Origin of the sequence: Lachnoanaerobaculum saburreum DSM 3986 (assembly GCF_000185385.1) — a bacterium.
GTDB classification, from domain to species: Bacteria; Bacillota; Clostridia; order Lachnospirales; family Lachnospiraceae; genus Lachnoanaerobaculum; species Lachnoanaerobaculum saburreum.
Map to the genome: position 1 here is coordinate 1 of NZ_GL622320.1, position 967 is coordinate 967.

Sequence of the window (967 nt, forward strand, 5' to 3'; positions counted from 1 at the left end):
GTAAAGTTACTGCTTCAGATATGCAGGGGGAAAAGTTTTTTTATCAGGTTTCAGATGCTTCTTATTCTACAGGTAAATATACTTTGGATGAACTTGCAGAACGTAGAGAAAACCCTTTATTTATTGATAATTTGCAAAAATTTAATGCGGAACTGAATTCAACGGATACTGTGGATTTTTATAATATGAAACATACGTATGTAGATTTTATAGGTAAGTGGAATAAGCCGGAAGATTTGACATATGGTTATAAAGAAAAACTGGATTTAATAGATAAAAAGATGCTTGTCAATGAAAAGCTTGAGTATATAACTCCGGTAGATGCATTTATTCTAAATCAAAAAACAATGCAAAAACTGGGACTGGATTATTTATCAGATCAAGATTTTATATATAACGGTGAGTTTCCCATGGTGCTTGGCTACGGCTTTAAAGAATATTATAATATCGGTGATACAATTCCTATAAGATATTCAGGAGAAAGATTTAACGGCAAGGTGGTTGGTTTTTATGATAAGGACTTGGTCCTTGATGAATTTTCACATTGTGACAGCTATTCCACCGTTATAATTCCATATATGGATAATCTTGAAAGCAAGGATGATTACGAAAACAAAGAGAGTTTTCTTAATGCTTATAAATCACTTAAAAATTTAGGCTATATCTATTTCCCAAATACTGTAGATTATGAAAAAAATAAAGATGCGGTGGAAAAGATAGCTCAAAAATATAATCTGGATTATACTGTATTGAGAGGTTATTAAAACAAATATGTCGGCTTGTAAAAACAGGTCGGCATATTTAATTTGTGGAATTGTAGTACAGACTTATTTCTTTTTTGAAAACCAATAATTTTTTATCTGTAAAATCAGGCTGTGTTATATCTTTTTAAGAAAATTATAATAATTATAAAGAATTACATCCTTATAATTTGCCGATTCGCCTTTTACTTTACATCTTTAAACCG

General features: G+C 30.1%; 1 protein-coding gene. It reads left to right on the top strand.

What is annotated here, in order from left to right; translation table 11 throughout:
- Positions 1 to 764, top strand: a 764-nt coding sequence (locus HMPREF0381_RS14180) for a hypothetical protein (protein ID WP_008752701.1), incomplete at its 5' end; no start/stop codon positions are given.
- Positions 765 to 967: the final 203 nt, after the last annotated feature.